This is a genomic window from Amycolatopsis sp. NPDC004079 (assembly GCF_040610415.1).
GTDB lineage: Bacteria > Actinomycetota > Actinomycetes > Mycobacteriales > Pseudonocardiaceae > Amycolatopsis > Amycolatopsis halotolerans.
Window position 1 is genome coordinate 1 of sequence record NZ_JBEXMH010000119.1, and the last position, 15,836, is coordinate 15,836.

Consider the following 15,836-nt stretch of genomic DNA (forward strand, 5'->3'; position numbering starts at 1 on the left):
GGTGCTTGTCAAGGCGGGAAAGATGCCTTGACAAGCACCCCCGCGCCGCGTTTTTGGCTTCGTATCGGGGTGCGGGGGGTGTGGCTGCCTTGGTCTGGGTGCATCGGCTGCGGTTGGGTGGGTGGTCGGGGCTAGCGCCCAATGTGGCATTGGGTGCATGTGACGCACCGAATGCCACATTGGGTGCGTGGGATGCACCGAATGCCACGTTGGGTGCGTCTGGCGCACCCAATGTGGCGTTGGGGCGTATCTCGGCGGCGGCGAGCGAAGCGGGTGGGCTGTGAAGGGCTCCTTGAGGGAATCTGAGGCTGTGAAGGGGTCCCTCACGAACATCGGCGGGTCGTGAGGGGAACCCTGAGGGACTCTGGGTCCGTGAGGGTTCCCCTCACGGACGTTCGGCAGAGCGGGGGCGGGAGGAGGGCAGGCAACAGCCATTTCACTGCGGCCTGGGCAGACTCTCCCTAGGCTTGGGTATCGTCCACCACCAGCCGTACTGAACCGCTTCCCGGGGAATGATGACCGACCAGCCGAACGCTAATCCTGACCAGTCCGGTGCCGTCGGAACGGACCGGTTGGGTCCTCGGCCGCTTGAGCGGCCCGCGGTGGATCAGCAGCAGGCGGCTGTCTTCGGGCGTCCGCACGGGGTCGAGGGGGCGTTCGACAAGCTTTACACCCCGCCGCCTAACGGGAACGGGCAGCAGAAGCTCAGTCTCGCGCCGCCGACGCCGGAATCTCTGGCGGAGGCGTTCAGCAGGCCTGCTGGGGCCGAGGGCGTGCGGTTGCAGCGGCCGCTCGAGGCGTCCGGGGAGAACGGCGCCGCGGAAGATCCGTTGTGGACTGACACCAGCGATCCTTGGCGGGATCCGGCGGCTGGGGCCGTGCTAGCTGGGCCCGCGGTGGTTCCGGAGGACGAAGAGGGCGAGAAACCGAAGCTGCCCAGCGGTGCCCAGTTGAGCTTGCCTGAGGTGCTGTTCGGGCGGCGGGTGCAGCCGAAGGCGTTGGCGTTGCTGGGGGTCGTCGCGTTGGTGATCGGCGCGGTCGGCGGGCTGGTCGGCTGGTGGGTCGGGGATACCGGGTCCTCGTTGACCGGCAGCGCCACGATTTCCGAGGCGGAGGCGGCCAAGGAGCGGCCGCCGGGGTCGCTCGCGGACATCGCGCGGCGGGTGGCGCCCGCGGTGGTTTCGCTCGAGGTGGTCAAGCCCGGGGCGGACAGCGGCGAGCAGGGTTCCGGCGTGGTGATCGATCCGCAGGGATACATCCTCACGAACGAGCACGTGGTCGCGACCGCGGTCGGCGACGCGGCTACGAAGATCACGGCGGTGTTCAACGACGGGACCCGCACCGAGGCCAAGGTCGTCGGCGCGGATCAGAAAACCGACCTCGCCGTGGTGAAGGTCAATGTCACGAACCCGGTCGTGATGCAGGTCGGCAAATCGTCCGATCTGCAGGTCGGGGACGCGGTGATCGCGGTCGGATCGCCGCTGGCGCTGCAGAACTCGATCACCTCCGGCATCGTCAGCGCGCTCGACCGGCCGGTCACCGCGGGCGGCGACAACGGGGCGGCTCCGGTCACCTACTCCGCCATCCAGACCGACGCCGCGATCAACCACGGCAACTCGGGCGGGGCGCTCGTCGACTCGAGGGGCGCGCTGGTCGGGATCAACTCCGCGATCCGCTCGTCCAGCTCCGACGGCGGCAGCATCGGCATCGGGTTCGCCATTCCCAGCGACTACGCCATCAAGATCGCCAAGGCGCTGATCAAGGACGGCAAGGTCAAGCACGCCGACATCGGGATCAACGCGGCCTCGACGGTCGCCGGTTCGTCGACGATGGGCGCGCAGGTCCGCAACGTCGCCCCGGGCGGTCCGGCCGCGGGCGCCGGGATCAAGGAAGGCGACGTGATCACCAAGATCGGCGACCACGTCGTGCGCGACTCCGCCGAGCTGACCGTCGCGGTGCGCAGCCACGACCCCGGCCAGGTGGTTCCGGTGCAGCTGGCCCGCGACGGCGCGCTGCTCGTGGTGGACGTCACGCTCGGGTCGGACTGACACCCGTTCTTAAGCTGCGTGCGACGTTCGGGCCTGCCGGGGTGCGAAACGGCCCGGGTAGTCTTGGGCGGGGCAGCACCGAGCGGAGGTTTCACGGGTGTTCGACAGTGTCGGCTGGGGCGAGATCCTCGTGCTCATCATCGCCGGGCTTTTCATCCTCGGGCCCGAACGGCTGCCCGAAGCGGCGGCCTGGATGGCGAAGAGCGTCCGCAAGGCCCGCGACTTCGCGACCGGCGCGCGCGAGCAGTTGCGCGAGGAGATGGGCCCGGAGTTCGACCAGCTGCGCAAACCCCTCGAAGATCTGCGCGGCCTGCGCAATCTGGATCCGAAGCGGGTGGTGTCGCAGCATTTGTTCGACGGGGATTCGGATCCGCTGGGGTTGAACGGGTTCAAGAACGAGCTGAACGGCTCGAACGGGAACGGGTCGAGCGCGGCGCCGACGATCAAGCCGCAGACCGCGCTCCCGCAGCCGGAGCCGTTGAAGCCGGGCGAGCGTCCGCCGGTCGACCCGGACGCCACCTGATCCTCGTGCGCCGATCCCGGTGAGAACCGTGATCGCCACTCACGACCGGCGCACGCCGCTCGGTACGCGGCGATCCCGGTGCGAACCGACTGGCCAAGCCGACGCGCGACGCGCTGATCAGGCTGGGTAGCCTCAGGAGCATCAGCTCAACCGACCCTGGAGGTTCCCGATATGTCACGCCGTGCGGCTGCGCTGGCCGGAACGATCGCTGCGGCCGCCTTCGCCGTCGCCGGGTGCAGTGCCGACGACGAGCCCAGCACCAAAGCGCCCGCCACCTACACCTCGGTGCCCGCTCCGGCGATGCCGTCCGGATCGGTGGCTCCGTCCAGTGCCCCGGCGAGCGAGAACGGCAGTGCCACCGGTGAGCAGCCGAACGTCAAGCGCGGCGCGGAGACTGGCGAGGCAGGCGTTGACGTGCTGGTCACCGTCGCCTACCAGGGCGGGAAGGTCACGCCGCCGGCCGGGGTCGTCGACGTCAAGGTCGGCAACAAGGTCAAGATCAAGGTGACGTCCGACCAGTCGCAGAACATCGACGTCCAGGACCTGCCGGACAAGTCGGCCGACGTGTCCGCGAAGAAGCCCGAGGACATCGACTGGACCGTGACGAAGCCGGGCGACACCAAGGTGACGCTTCGCGAGTCCGGCGCCCTCCTGGTGACCGTGCACGCCTCCTAAGCGCAACAAAAAAGAGGCGTGCACCCGCGAAAGGGTGCACGCCTCTTTTGCTTGAAAGGGTCAGCGACCGGCGGGGCTCACGTTCAGCATCATCCCGGCCAACCCGCGCGCCCGGACCGACAGCTGCTTCGCCGCGTCCTTCAGCACCAGCGACGCCGGGGCATCCGGATCGGACAGCACGATCGGCGTGCCCTCGTCGCCCTGTTCGCGCAGGCGCGGGTCGAGCGGGACCTGGCCCAGCAGCGGCACCGTCGAACCCACCGACTTCGACAGCGAATCCGCCACGGTCTGGCCGCCGCCCGCGCCGAAGACCTCGATGCGTTCGCCGGTCGGGGTTTCCAGCCACGACATGTTCTCGATCACGCCCGCGACGCGCTGCCGCGTCTGCATCGCGATCGCGCCCGCGCGCTCGGCCACCTCGGCGGCGGCCTGCTGCGGCGTGGTCACCACGAGGATTTCCGCGTTCGGGATCAGCTGCGCCACCGAAATCGCGATGTCGCCGGTGCCCGGCGGCAGGTCCAGCAGCAGGATGTCCAGGTCGCCCCAGAACACGTCGGCCAGGAACTGCTGCAGCGCGCGGTGCAGCATCGGGCCGCGCCACACGACGGGGGTGTTGCCCGGCGTGAACATGCCGATCGAGATCACCTTCACGCCGTGCGCCTGCGGCGGCATGATCATCGTGTCGACCTTGGTCGGCTTCTCGCGCGCGCCCAGCATGCGCGGCACCGAGTGGCCGTAGATGTCCGCGTCCACCACGCCGACCGACAGCCCGCGCTCGGCCATCGCCACGGCCAGGTTCACCGTCACCGACGATTTGCCGACGCCGCCCTTGCCGGACGCCACGCAGTAGACCCGCGTCATCGAACCCGGCTGCGCGAACGGGATCACCGGCTCGGCCGCGTCGCCGCGCAGCGATTTGCGCAGCTCGGTGCGCTGTTCGTCGCTCATCACGTCCAGCTCGACCCGCACGTCGGCGACGCCGGGGAGCTTCGAGACGGCCTTCTTCGTGTCCGCGGTCAGCGTCGCCTTCAGCGGGCAGCCCGCGACCGTGAGGTAGATCCCGACGTCGACCACCCCGTCGTCGCCGACCGCCACGTCCTTGACCATGCCGAGGTCGGTGATCGGTTTCTTGATTTCCGGGTCGTACACGTCCTTCAGCGCGGTGCGGACGTCGTCGACGCTGGGGAGCTGCTGTGTACCAGTCACGCTTCCATCGTACGTACTGCCCAGTTCAGCTTTGCTTGGCCTTGCGCGGCTTGGAGTCCACGTCGAGATCGTCGCGCAGCCGGTCGAGTTCGCTGCGCAGGTAGTCGCGGGTGGCGACCTCGCCGACCGCCAGCCGCAGCGCGGCCAGCTCGCGCGCGAGGTACTCGGTGTCCGCCTTGGTCTGCGCGGCGCGCGTGCGGTCCTCCTCCAGCGACACGCGGTCCCGGTCGTCCTGGCGGTTCTGCGCGAGCAGGATCAGCGGCGCGGCGTACGCGGCCTGCGTCGAGAACGCCAGGTTGAGCAGGATGAACGGGTACGGGTCCCACTGCAGCGACAACGCGGTCAGGTTCAGCACGATCCAGACGACCACGATGAGCGTCTGCCAGAACAGGTACTTCCCGGTGCCGAGGAACCGCGCGATCCGCTCGGTGAACCGGCCGAAGGTGTCCGGGTCGATGTTCAGCCGCAGGCGGGCCTGGCCGCGCGGCTGGTCGAGCCGGCGGCCGGAGCCGAGTTCAGGCACGTTCGGCCTCCTCTAGATCAGCACCGTCCGCCACGTCGTGCAGTCCGGTTTCGCGCCAGTCGTCGGGCAGCAGATGGTCGAGCACGTCGTCGACGGTGACGGCGCCGAGCAGGTGGTCCTCGGCGTCGACGACCGGGCCGCACGCCAGGTTGTACGCCGCGAAATACCGGGTGACCTCGGCCAGCGTCGCCTCCGGGCGCAACGCGGTGAGGTCGGTGTCCACCGCACTCGCGACCAGTTCGGCGGGCGGTTCGCGCAGCAGCCGCTGGAAATGCACGACGCCGACGAACCGGCCGGTCGGCGTTTCGGTCGGCGGTCGGCACACGAACACCATGCTGGCGAGCGCGGCGGGGAGTTCGGCGTTGCGGATGTGCGCCAGCGCCTCGGCGATCGTCGCGTCCGGCGTCAGCACCACCGGTTCCGGCGTCATCAGTCCGCCCGCGGTGTCCGACGAATACGCCAGCAACCGTTTGACCGGCGCGGATTCCTCCGGCTCCATCAGTTCCAGCAGCCGGCTCTGCTCGGCCGGGGCGAGTTCGGCGAGCAGGTCGGCGGCGTCGTCCGGGTTCATCGCCTCGAGGATGTCGGCGGCGCGCTCCTCGGCGAGGTAGGCCAGCAGTTCCTTCTGGTCGTCCTCGGGAAGCTCCTCGATGACGTCCGCGAGCCGCTCGTCGTCCATCGCGTCGGCGACCTCGTGGCGACGCTTGATCGGCAGGTCGCGCAGCGTCGCGGCGACGTCGACCGCGCGCATCGTGTCGAACAGCATCAGCAGCTGGCCCGCGCCTTGGGGCTGTCCGGTCAGGTCGGTGAGCCCGAGCCCGGAGACCTCGCTCCACGGCAGGACCTGCATCGCGGCGCGCCGCCGGCCGAGCGCCAGCCGGGTCGAGCGCTCGCGGACGGCGAGCTTCGCCAGCACCCAGTCCCGCGTGCGGGTCGGCTCCATCGCCGCGTCCACCACCGTCACCCGGGTTTCCGCGCCGGTGAGCGTCGCGTGCGCGTCGAGAAGCTGCCCGCACACCAGGACTTCGTTGGGCCGCTGGTGGAAATGCCGCATGTTGACCGAACCAGTGGCGAGCGTCACGGCGTTCGGTTCGATCGAGGTGACCCGCAGCATGGGGACGAACACCCGCCGCCGGGTCGCCAGCTCCACGACCATGCCGAGGATCCGCGGCGGCTGCTGGTCGAGCCGCAGGCCAGCGACTACGTCGCGGACCTTGCCGATCGATTCCCCGTCAGGCCCGAATACCGGCAGACCGGCGAGCTGTGCTGCGTAAACCCGGTTTGTGCCTGCCATGGCGCCGACACTATCGGCTGCCGCCGGTGCGCGCTCGTGCCGCGACTCGGCGAATTCTCAGCTAAGCAGCGCCCATCGGGTCAGCGCGGGGAGCTCCTCGGCGGACGGGCCGTCGTCGTCCTCGTCCAAACCGCCGAAATCGACCAGATCCTGGGCGTGCCACAGCCGGTTCTGCACCGCCCGGACGAGCGTCCACGCCTTGGCGCGGTCGCGGTCCAGACCGCTCGCGGCGAGCTTCGAGTCCAGTGTGGATTCACTGAACCGGTTCCACAGCAACGAAAGCGCGCCGTATTCGAGGTCGCCGGCGAGCGGCTTCGGGTCGATCACCAGCCACGGTTCGCGGGTGCCGGACAGCACGTTCTCGTAATGCAGGTCCTCGTTCACCAGTGCGTTGCCTGATTCCGGGCCGAGGTCGCGGCACACCGCCAAGGCCGCGTCCAGTTCGCGGCGGGGGAGTGGTTCGCCCAGTTCCCGCCAGGACTTCGGCAGTTCTTCGAGCAGGTCCTCGGCGATTCCGGACAGCGTGCGGGTGAGTTCGGCGGGCGCGGGCACGGCGAGCCGCCGGGCGAGTTCGCTGATGATCTCGACGGCGGGCAGCAACGGTTCGCCGTCGAGCGTGCGGCTGTCGTCGAGCCGCTCCAGCAGCATCGCGCCGTCCTCGGGCGCGGACTCGTGCAGCAGCACCGATCCTCGACCGGCCCATGTGGACAGTGCGAGCGGTTCGTCGCGCGATTCCTCTTCCACCCAGCCGAGTTTGAGCACGACGCGGGAGCCGTCCGCGCGCCGGGCGGGCTGGACGACGCCGACGTAGCCGTGCCGGGCGGTGTCCTCGAACTCCAGCTCCCACTTCCGGGCGTACCGCTGCGCGAGCGAGGGCAGCGATGCGAGCCACGGGACGGCTTCCGGACCGAGGACCTTGGGGGCGCGTTCGGCGAAGGCGGGCGGGATTTCCAAAACGGTCACAACGCCCATCCTGGTCGGCCGCGCAAGCCGTTTCCGGGGTCGTCTTCCGCGCGTACAGTGGGTGGGCAAAGGGTTTGGCGAACCCGGGAGCTGCCATGATCGTCGAGATTGTCAGCGCGGTGGTCGTCGCGGGCGGGGTGTGGCTCGCTTCCGCGGTGCGCGTGGTGAAACAGTACGAACGCGGGCTGGTGTTCCGTTTCGGCCGGGTGCGCTCGCGGGTCCGCGACCCCGGGCTCGCGCTGCTGCTGCCGCTGGCCGACCGCATGCAGAAGGTGAACATGCAGGTCGTGACGTTGCCGGTGCCCGCACAGGACGGCATCACCCGCGACAACGTCACGGTCCGGGTGGACGCGGTCGTGTACTTCAAGGTGGTCGACCCGGTGCTGGCCGCGGTCCACGTGCAGGACTACCGGACGGCGATCGGCCAGGTCGCGCAGACGTCGCTGCGGTCCATCATCGGCAAGAGCGACCTCGACGACCTGCTGTCGAACCGCGAACGGCTCAACGAGGGCCTCGAGTTGATGATCGACAGCCCGGCGCTGGACTGGGGCATCCACATCGACCGGGTCGAGATCAAGGACGTCGCGCTGCCGGAGTCGATGAAGCGCTCGATGTCGCGCCAGGCCGAGGCCGAACGCGAACGCCGCGCCCGGGTGATCTCCGCGGACGGCGAACTGCAGGCGTCGCACAAGCTCGCCCAGGCCGCCGCGACGATGGCGGACACCCCGGCGGCGCTGCAATTGCGCCTGCTGGAGACAGTGGTGCAGGTGTCGGCGGAGAAGAACTCGACGCTCGTGCTGCCGTTCCCGGTGGAACTGCTGCGGTTCCTGGACGCGCGGACCGATCCTCCGGCGAAACCGGCCGCGAAACCGCCGGAGCCGCGGGCGTCAGCGGAGTCCGTGGAGTCTGCGGAGTCGGCGGAACAGGTCGGCAACGGGCAGGTCGCCCCGCCCGAGGGCGAGGCGAGCGACGTGCCGGATCAGCGGTCGAGGTAGCCGTTCATGCCGAGGACCGTCAGCGTCACGAAGAAGCCGACCCACAGCGCGACCGCGACGTAACCGAGCACGACGGCCGAGAGCGCCATGGTGCGTCCGCCCGCTTCGTTGCGGCTGGCCTTGGACAGCGCGACGTGCCCCATCGCGAGCCCGGGGACCGCGAGGACGCACGTCGCCAGGCCGAGCAGCGAGCACACCAGCGCGCCGGTCGCGAGCCCGGTGTCGGTGTTGTTCGCGGCGTACGGCTGGTAGGGCGCGCCGTACGGCGGCGGAGCCGGGAAGGCGTGGTACGCGGGCGGCGGCGCGAACGGATCCGGTTGCGCCGCAACGGGATACGGAGACGCGAGCGGTTGCGCGGCGGGAGCCGGTTGGTCGCCGGGCAGCTGCGCGACCGGGCCGGGGTCGGGCGCGGTCCAGCCCGGCGGGGGAACCAGCGGGTCAGCCTCCGAAGTGGACGGGACGGCGTCCGCCGGGGCCTCGTACGGCGTCGGGTCGGCGGTGGCCGGCGGCTCGTACGGAGCGGGGTCCGCGGTCGGCGGCGGTTCGTACGACGCCGGGTCGCGGTCGGACGGAGTGGTCATCGGGGCTCCCTCGAGGTGCCGGGTTCGAAGGACGACGCTACCGGGAATCGCGGCGGCATCAGCCGAAAACTCCGGACTGGACCAGCGCGTGCACGATCAGCGGAATGGCGATGCCCCAGACGATCAGCGCGGCGTAGCCGATCACGAAACCGGCGACCGCCAGCGCGCCGCCCGTGCCGCGACCGCGGCGGGCCCGGTGGAACGCGATGTGCCCCATCACGATCCCCGCGACGGCCATCGGCGCGCACAGCACGAACCCGGCGATGGAGCACACCAGCGACCCGAGCGCGAGCCCCGCGCCCGGCGGCGGGCCTTGCGGCGGATAGGGCTGGTGCTCATACGACGGGTGCGTGTAGCCGTCGCGCCCGGCTGGCTCGTCCCGGTCGTCGCTGGCCTCGCTCATCGGGATCCTTCTCGCGGTTTCGGGTGGATCAGCACCTTATCCGCACCTTAACGGGGGAAACCGGGGCCTGGCGTGAGCACCCTCATAGCCGCTGGGGCGCGAACCAGTCATACTCCCCGGTAACCCCAGCGCCGGGAGCCGGCGTCGCCCGCAGTGAGGAGCTGAGCTCATGGCCCGTCTCGCCCGGACCGCCGGCCTGACCGATGTGCAGCAGGAGATTCTGTCCACGGTTCGCTCGTTCGTGGACAAGGAGATCATCCCGCACGCGCAGGCGCTGGAGCACGCCGACGAGTACCCGGCGGAGATCGTCGAGGGCATGAAGGAGATGGGCCTGTTCGGGCTCACCATCCCGGAGGAGTACGGCGGCCTCGGCGAATCGCTGCTCACCTACGCGCTCGTGGTCGAGGAGATCGCGCGCGGCTGGATGAGCGTGTCCGGCGTGATCAACACGCACTTCATCGTGGCGCACATGATCAAGCAGCACGGTACCGAAGCGCAGAAGCAGCACTTCCTGCCCCGGATGGCGACCGGCGAGGTCCGCGGCTCGTTCTCGATGTCGGAGCCGGACCTCGGCTCGGACGTCGCGGCGATCAAGACCCGCGCCAAGCGCGAGGGCGACGACTACGTCATCGACGGCGCGAAGATGTGGCTGACCAACGGCGGTTCGTCGAACCTGATCGCGCTGCTGGTGAAGACCGACGAGGGCGCGGAGAAGGCGCACCAGAACCTCACGACGTTCCTGGTCGAGAAGCCGTCCGGGTTCGGCGAGGTGCTTCCGGGCCTGACGATTCCGGGCAAGATCGACAAAATGGGCTACAAGGGCGTCGACACCACCGAAGCGGTGTTCGACGGCTTCAAGATCGGTGCCGACAAGGTCCTTGGCGAGGCTCCGGGCAAGGGCTTCTCGTACATGATGGACGGTGTCGAGGTCGGCCGCGTGAACGTCGCGGCGCGCGCGTGCGGGATCGCGATCCGGTCCTTCGAGCTGGCGATCGCTTACGCCCAGCAGCGCACCACCTTCGGCAAGCCGATCGCGCAGCACCAGGCGATCGCGTTCAAGCTCGCGGAGATGGCGACCAAGGTCGAGGCCGCGCACCTGATGATGGTCAACGCCGCGCGGCTCAAGGATTCCGGCGCCCGCAACGACGTCGAGGCCGGGATGGCGAAGCTGATCGCCAGCGAGTACTGCGCCGAGGTGACCCAGGAAGCGTTCCGGATCCACGGCGGTTACGGCTACTCCAAGGAATACGAGATCGAGCGCCTGATGCGCGAAGCCCCGTTCCTGCTGATCGGCGAAGGTACCAGCGAAATCCAGAAAACCATCATCAGCCGCGGCCTGCTGCGGGATTACAAAGCCTGACCCGCGGCTCGCCGGAGTTCGCGCGCTCCGCCGGTTCTTGACAAGATGGAGCCCTCGAACTCCGGACGAGTGCGCAGGTGATGATGGTGAGCAGTCCCTTTGGTGGCGGGCAGGGCCAGGCCGGGCTGCCGCGGCTCCCGACCCCGCCCACCGGCTGGCCGATCGGGTCGTACACGACCTACGGCGAGGCGCAGCAGGCGGTCGATTTCCTGGCGGAAAGCGAGTTCGCGGTCACCGACGTGACGATCGTCGGCGTCGACCTGATGCTGGTCGAACGCGTCATCGGACGGCTGTCGTGGGGCCGGGTGCTCGCCGCGGGCGCGATGTCGGGCGCGTGGTTCGGCCTGTTCGCCGGGCTGCTGCTGGGGATGTTCGTCAACCAGGGCGGATTCACGCTGCAGCTGCTGACCGGGCTGGTGCTCGGTGTCCTGTCCGGGCTGGCGTTCTCGGCGATCGGATACCGCACGTCGCGCGGGCGCAGGGATTTCTCGTCGGCGAGCCAGCTCGTCGCGGGCCGGTACGACGTGCTGTGCCAGCCGCGCAGCGCGGAGCAGGGGCGCGAGCTGCTCGCGAAGCTGGCGTTGCGGCCACCGCCTCTTGCCTCGTGACTGTTTATGCCGGTTCTCACCGGGATTGCCACTCACGAGGTCCGCTGCCCGCCACGGCGTAAATACCCACGGGACTTTTTCACCCGTCTTTCCGATGGTTCGCGCGCACCTGGCTGAATCGTTACCGACCCTGCTTGCGGCGGGTGATCGCCGGGCATAGGTTGTCCGACACCGGTTGGCCGGTCGTGTCCTCCAGCGCGGCCTGCCGGCAACTGGCACGTCGGGGTGCTGGCTCGGGTCCGCCTCGTCGCGGCGTGCTGTCTGGGGGCGGCGCCGGACGGTGCCGTGTGCACACGCGAGGAGGCTTGGATGGGGAAGAAACGGCCCAGCGGAAAGAAACGAGGACCTACCCGCGCGGCGGCACTGCTCGCCGCGGGCTTGATGACCAGCGGCCTGGCGGCAGGCTGCGGAACGGCTTCCGGGACGACGATCAACGTCTACTACTCCCCGGAGGACCATTTCCAGACGGTCGTCGACAACTGCAACAAGGCCGCCGCCGGGCGGTACCGGATCGTCTACAACAAGCTCCAGCGCGGTTCGGACGACCAGCGGATCCAGATGGCGCGCCGGCTCGCCGCGGGCGACACGTCGATGGACGTGCTCGGCCTCGACGTCACCTGGGTCTCCGAGTTCGCCGAGGCGGGCTGGGTCGACGAGTGGACCGGGCAGAACAAGACGGCCGCGTCCGAGGGCGTGCTGCAAGGGCCGCTGGAAACCGCTACGTACCAAGGAAAGCTCTACGCGGCGCCGAAGAACACCAACGTGCAATTGCTCTGGTACGACGACCGCATCACCCCGACCCCGCCCAAGACGTGGGACGAGATGATGCAGATGTCGCAGCAGCTCAAGAGCCAGCACAAGCCGTATTCCGTCGTCTTCACCGGCGCGCAGTACGAGGGCCTGGTGGTCATCTACAACACGCTGGTCGAATCGCTCGGCGGGCACATCCTGTCCGACGACGGGAAATCCGTCGTGATGGACGAGGGCGCGGTGCAGGCGCTGGAACTGCTGAAGAAGGTCACGTCGTCGGGGATCACCGACCCGTCGCTGACGAACCAGAAGGAGGACGACGTCCGGCGGACGTTCCAGAGCGGCGGTGCCGCGTTCGAGCTGAACTGGCCGTTCGTTTACGCCTCCTACGCCGAGGAAAAGCCGCAGGACCTGTCGCACTTCAAGTGGGCGGTGTATCCGCAGGCGAAGGCGGGCATTCCGTCGAAGAGCACGATCGGCGGGTTCGACCTGGCGGTGAGCGCCTACTCGCAGCACAAGCCAGAGGCGTATGAAGCCGCGTTGTGCTTGCGCAGCAAGGAAAACCAGAAGGTGTCGGCGATCAACGACGGGGTGCCGCCGACGATCGAATCGGTGTACCACGACGACGTTCCGGTGGACCCGGCGAAACCGGCTTCGGCGGACAACCCGAACATGGCGCAGAAGTACCCGATGCGCGACGCCATTCTGTCGGCGCTGAAAACCGCCGCGGTCCGGCCGCTCACCCCGGTGTACCAGAACCTGTCCACGGTGATGTCGAAAATCATCTCCCCGCCGTCGGCGATCGATCCGCAGGCGACCGCGCAGAAAATGCGGGAACAGCTCGATGACGCGCTCCAGTCGAAGGGAGTGATCCCGTGACCGTCCAGGATCCCGCCGCGACCGCCCAGGAAGCGGCGCACCGCAAGGGAAAGCCCGCGCTTTCCGAGGGCAAGAAGGCGGAACGGCGGCTCGGGCTCTGGCTGTGCGCGCCCGCCTTCATCGTGATGATCGCGGTGACCGGGTACCCGATCATCTATTCGGTCTGGCTTTCGCTGCAGCGCTACGACCTGCGATTCCCGTCGCAGCACGAGTTCATCGGATTCTCCAATTACGCCGCGGTGCTGACCAATTCCTACTGGTGGACCGCGTTCGGCACCACGATGTTCCTCACCGTCGTTTCGGTGGCGATCGAATTCGTGCTCGGCATGGGGCTCGCGCTGATCATGCACCGCACGCTCGTCGGCCGCGGACTGGTGCGCACCGTCGCGCTGATCCCGTACGGCATCGTGACCGTGGTGGCCGCGTTCTCGTGGTATTTCGCGTGGACGCCCAAAACCGGGTACCTGGCGAACGTGCTGGGCGAAGGGGTCGCGCCGCTGACTGACCAATGGCCGTCGCTGTTCATCATCATTCTCGCCGAGGTGTGGAAGACGACGCCGTTCATGGCGCTGCTGCTGATGGCCGGGCTGGCGCTGGTGCCTGATGACCTGCTGAAGGCCGCGGCGATGGACGGCGCGACCGCGTGGCAGCGGTTCACCAAGGTGATGCTGCCGGTGATGAAACCGGCGATCCTCGTCGCGCTGCTGTTCCGCACGCTCGACGCGTTCCGCATTTTCGACAACATTTACGTGCTCACCGGCGGCGCGCAGGACACCGGATCGGTGTCCATGCAGACCTACGACAACCTGGTCAAGGGGCTCAACCTCGGGATCGGCTCCACCATGGCGGTGCTGATCTTCATCACCGTGGCGATCATCGCGTTCCTCTTCATCAAGGTGTTCGGCACCGCCGCGCCCGGCACGGACGACGGGGGGAAGCGCTGATGGCCATCGGAGGTGCGGCCACCACCGGCCGCAAAGTGGGCTGGGGCCTGCTCGACATCCTGGTGCTGGTGTTCGCGATCGTCCCGGTGCTGTGGGTGCTTTCGCTGTCGTTCAAGACGAAAGCGACGCTCACCGACGGCAATTTCATCCCGGTGGAATGGACGCTCAAGAACTACGCGGACATTTTCCAGACCACGGAGTTCCTGCGCGCGCTGGTGAACTCGATCGGCATCGCGGTGATCTCCACGGTCATCGCGGTGGTGCTGGGCACGATGGCGGCGTACGCGATCGCCCGGCTGGATTTCCCCGGGAAGCAAGTGCTGGTGGGGCTTTCCCTGCTGATCGCGATGTTCCCGCAGGTCTCGCTCGTCACCCCGCTGTTCAACATCGAACGCGGGCTCGGCCTTTTCGACACCTGGCCGGGGCTGATCCTGCCCTACATCACGTTCGCGCTGCCGCTGTCGATCTACACGCTGTCCGCGTTCTTCCGGGAAATCCCGTGGGAGCTGGAAAAGGCGGCGAAAATGGACGGCGCGACGCCGGCCCAGGCATTCCGGAAGGTGATCGCGCCGCTGGCCGCGCCGGGCGTGTTCACCACGGCGATCCTGGTGTTCATCCTCTGCTGGAACGACTTCCTGTTCGCCATCTCGCTGACGTCCACCGAGGCGTCGCGCACGGTGCCGGCCGCGTTGTCGTTCTTCACCGGGTCCTCGCAGTTCGAGGACCCGACTGGCCAGGTGTGCGCGGCCGCGGTCGTGATCACGGTGCCGATCATCCTGTTCGTGTTGTTTTTCCAGCGTCGCATCGTGGCGGGGCTGACGTCCGGTGCGGTGAAGGGCTGACCCATGGCTGAAATCGTTCTCGACAAGGTTTCCAAGCGCTATCCCGACGGCGCGCTCGCGGTGTCCGAAGTGGACATCACGATCGCCGACGGCGAGTTCATCATCCTGGTCGGCCCGTCCGGCTGCGGGAAGTCGACCACGCTCAACATGGTCGCCGGGCTGGAGGACATCTCCTCGGGCGAACTGCGCATCGACGGCAAGCGGGTCAACGAAAAGGCCCCGAAGGACCGGGACATCGCGATGGTGTTCCAGTCGTACGCGCTGTACCCGCACATGAGCGTGCGGGAGAACATGGCGTTCCCGCTGCGGCTGGCCAAAGTGGACGACAAGATCGTCCGGTCCAAAGTGGAGGAAGCGGCGACGATCCTCGACCTGACCCAGCATCTCGACCGCAAACCGGCCAACCTGTCCGGCGGGCAGCGGCAGCGGGTGGCGATGGGCCGGGCGATCGTCCGCAACCCCAAGGCGTTCCTGATGGACGAGCCACTGTCCAACTTGGACGCCAAGCTCCGCGGCCAGATGCGGACCTCGGTGTCCAAAATCCAGAAGCAGCTGGGCACGACCACGCTGTACGTCACGCACGACCAGACCGAGGCGATGACCCTCGGCGACCGCGTCGTGGTGCTGCGGGCCGGGTACGTGCAACAGATCGGTTCGCCGCAGTTCCTGTACGACAACCCGGCGAACCTGTTCGTGGCCGGGTTCATCGGCTCGCCGTCGATGAACTTCGTCCCCGCGACGCTCGAAGACGGTCAGCTGCGCAGTTCGCTCGGCACCACCCCGCTGACCGACCGGATCCGCCGGATGGCCGAAGCGGCGGACGCCCCGCGCGAGGTGATCATGGGCATCCGCCCGGAGCACTTCGAGGACGCCGCACTGGCCGAATCGGGCCACGAAGGCGCGACGTTCACCGCACACGTGGACGTGCTGGAGTCGATGGGTTCGGAGAAGTTCGCGCACTTCACCGTGGAGGGTGAAGCCGCAACCTCGGCCGAACTGGCGGAACTGGCCGCGGACAGCGGTTCGGCCGACGTCCCCGGCGCGGAATCGCTGATCGTGGCCCGGCTGTCGGCGGAATCGGCCGCCGCGGAGAACCAGGATCTGCAGATTTCGTTCGACGCGGACAAGGTGAAGCTCTTCGACCCGTCCAACGGCCGAAACCTCACCTACTCCGACTGAGCTGACGGTCCGTGAAGGGCTCCTTGAAGAGACCGGAATCGCGTCTGCGCCGCGCGGAAGGAG

The 15,836-nt window shown here is 68.5% G+C and carries 16 protein-coding genes; 10 read left to right on the forward strand and 6 right to left on the reverse strand.

The features are described 5' to 3' along the window. Positions 1 to 515: 515 nt before the first annotated feature. The 3 genes from ABZX37_RS47710 (at position 516) to ABZX37_RS47720 (ending at position 3,246) form a co-directional block, all read left to right on the forward strand. Positions 516 to 2,048, forward strand: a complete 1,533-nt coding sequence (locus ABZX37_RS47710) for a trypsin-like peptidase domain-containing protein (protein WP_354750976.1) — start codon at positions 516 to 518, stop codon at positions 2,046 to 2,048. 97 nt (positions 2,049 to 2,145) lie between these two features. After that, entirely contained in the window at positions 2,146 to 2,571 is a 426-nt protein-coding gene (tatB, locus tag ABZX37_RS47715; RefSeq protein ID WP_354750977.1) for a Sec-independent protein translocase protein TatB, read from the forward strand. Between the two features lie 171 nt (positions 2,572 to 2,742). Then, positions 2,743 to 3,246: a hypothetical protein gene (locus ABZX37_RS47720; protein ID WP_354750978.1), complete on the forward strand. Its 504-nt coding sequence runs from the start codon at positions 2,743 to 2,745 to the stop codon at positions 3,244 to 3,246. 60 nt (positions 3,247 to 3,306) lie between these two features. On the opposite strand, the gene ABZX37_RS47725 is transcribed toward ABZX37_RS47720, so the two are convergent. The 4 genes from ABZX37_RS47725 to ABZX37_RS47740 are packed head-to-tail and all read right to left on the reverse strand — an operon-like array spanning position 3,307 to position 7,232. After that, the gene (locus ABZX37_RS47725) at positions 3,307 to 4,452 is read right to left on the reverse strand and encodes an Mrp/NBP35 family ATP-binding protein (protein WP_354750979.1); all 1,146 of its coding nucleotides are present in this window, start codon (positions 4,450 to 4,452) and stop codon (positions 3,307 to 3,309) included. 25 nt (positions 4,453 to 4,477) lie between these two features. Further along, a complete protein-coding gene (locus ABZX37_RS47730) occupies positions 4,478 to 4,975 on the reverse strand; it encodes a DUF1003 domain-containing protein (protein WP_354750980.1) in 498 nt (165 codons plus the stop codon). Then, a complete protein-coding gene (locus tag ABZX37_RS47735; protein ID WP_354750981.1) occupies positions 4,968 to 6,269 on the reverse strand; it encodes a CBS domain-containing protein in 1,302 nt (433 codons plus the stop codon). Before ABZX37_RS47735 ends, ABZX37_RS47730 begins: the two co-directional genes overlap by 8 nt. Before the next feature lie 57 nt (positions 6,270 to 6,326). Next, positions 6,327 to 7,232, reverse strand: a complete 906-nt coding sequence (locus tag ABZX37_RS47740) for an aminoglycoside phosphotransferase family protein (protein WP_354750982.1) — start codon at positions 7,230 to 7,232, stop codon at positions 6,327 to 6,329. 95 nt (positions 7,233 to 7,327) lie between these two features. On the opposite strand from ABZX37_RS47740, the gene ABZX37_RS47745 reads away from it, so the two are divergent. Next, the gene (locus ABZX37_RS47745; RefSeq protein WP_354750983.1) at positions 7,328 to 8,227 is read left to right on the forward strand and encodes an SPFH domain-containing protein; all 900 of its coding nucleotides are present in this window, start codon (positions 7,328 to 7,330) and stop codon (positions 8,225 to 8,227) included. Here ABZX37_RS47745 and ABZX37_RS47750 read toward each other — a convergent pair. Both ABZX37_RS47750 and ABZX37_RS47755 read right to left on the reverse strand, forming a co-directional pair. Continuing rightward, entirely contained in the window at positions 8,212 to 8,808 is a 597-nt protein-coding gene (locus tag ABZX37_RS47750; RefSeq protein WP_354750984.1) for a DUF4190 domain-containing protein, read from the reverse strand. The genes ABZX37_RS47745 and ABZX37_RS47750 overlap by 16 nt on opposite strands. A gap of 58 nt (positions 8,809 to 8,866) precedes the next feature. Beyond that, positions 8,867 to 9,211 carry a DUF4190 domain-containing protein gene (locus ABZX37_RS47755; RefSeq protein ID WP_354750985.1) on the reverse strand — a complete coding sequence of 115 codons (345 nt, stop codon included), beginning with the start codon at positions 9,209 to 9,211 and terminating at the stop codon, positions 8,867 to 8,869. A 169-nt stretch (positions 9,212 to 9,380) separates the two neighbouring features. On the opposite strand from ABZX37_RS47755, the gene ABZX37_RS47760 reads away from it, so the two are divergent. From ABZX37_RS47760 to ugpC, 6 genes are all read left to right on the forward strand, one after another. Next, complete coding sequence (locus ABZX37_RS47760; RefSeq protein WP_354750986.1) at positions 9,381 to 10,571, forward strand: acyl-CoA dehydrogenase family protein; 1,191 nt, start codon at positions 9,381 to 9,383, stop codon at positions 10,569 to 10,571. Between the two features lie 80 nt (positions 10,572 to 10,651). Then, on the forward strand, positions 10,652 to 11,179 hold the full coding sequence (locus tag ABZX37_RS47765; RefSeq protein ID WP_354750991.1) for a general stress protein: 528 nt from the start codon (positions 10,652 to 10,654) through the stop codon (positions 11,177 to 11,179). Between the two features lie 309 nt (positions 11,180 to 11,488). Further along, positions 11,489 to 12,808, forward strand: a complete 1,320-nt coding sequence (locus ABZX37_RS47770) for an ABC transporter substrate-binding protein (protein WP_354750987.1) — start codon at positions 11,489 to 11,491, stop codon at positions 12,806 to 12,808. Further along, positions 12,805 to 13,752, forward strand: coding sequence for a sugar ABC transporter permease (locus tag ABZX37_RS47775; protein ID WP_354750988.1), 948 nt, complete (start codon positions 12,805 to 12,807; stop codon positions 13,750 to 13,752). The genes ABZX37_RS47770 and ABZX37_RS47775 overlap by 4 nt, the downstream gene beginning before the upstream one ends. Next, complete coding sequence (locus ABZX37_RS47780) at positions 13,752 to 14,594, forward strand: carbohydrate ABC transporter permease (protein WP_354750989.1); 843 nt, start codon at positions 13,752 to 13,754, stop codon at positions 14,592 to 14,594. Before ABZX37_RS47775 ends, ABZX37_RS47780 begins: the two co-directional genes overlap by 1 nt. A 3-nt stretch (positions 14,595 to 14,597) precedes the next feature. Continuing rightward, entirely contained in the window at positions 14,598 to 15,773 is a 1,176-nt protein-coding gene (ugpC, locus tag ABZX37_RS47785; protein WP_354750990.1) for a sn-glycerol-3-phosphate ABC transporter ATP-binding protein UgpC, read from the forward strand. Positions 15,774 to 15,836: the final 63 nt, after the last annotated feature.